Origin of the sequence: Candidatus Corynebacterium faecigallinarum (assembly GCF_052264515.1) — a bacterium.
GTDB classification, from domain to species: Bacteria; Actinomycetota; Actinomycetes; order Mycobacteriales; family Mycobacteriaceae; genus Corynebacterium; species Corynebacterium faecigallinarum.
Map to the genome: position 1 here is coordinate 1 of NZ_JBQQOC010000106.1, position 219 is coordinate 219.

The 219-nt window shown below is 65.8% G+C and carries 1 pseudogene; it reads right to left on the reverse strand.

Going from position 1 to position 219, the window contains the following annotated elements:
* Nucleotides 1–219 (reverse strand): annotated as a pseudogene (locus ACTXPP_RS14255) (IS3-like element IS1206 family transposase); the annotation flags it as partial.

The following is a 219-nucleotide window of genomic DNA, read 5'->3' on the forward strand; positions in this document are numbered from 1 at the left end:
CCAGCTGGTTGGTGAAGGTCTTCGCGTCCTGGAGGACCTCGCGCTTGAGTGCGGCATTGAACGACTCGGCCAGCGCGTTGTCCGCGCTGGTACCGATCGCGCCCATCGACTGGCGCAGCCCCAGGCGGCGACAGGTGTCCTGAAATGCCCCGGACGTGTAGACACTGCCGTGGTCCGAGTGAAAGACCGCACCGGCGAGACTGCCACGCTGGTTCTTCG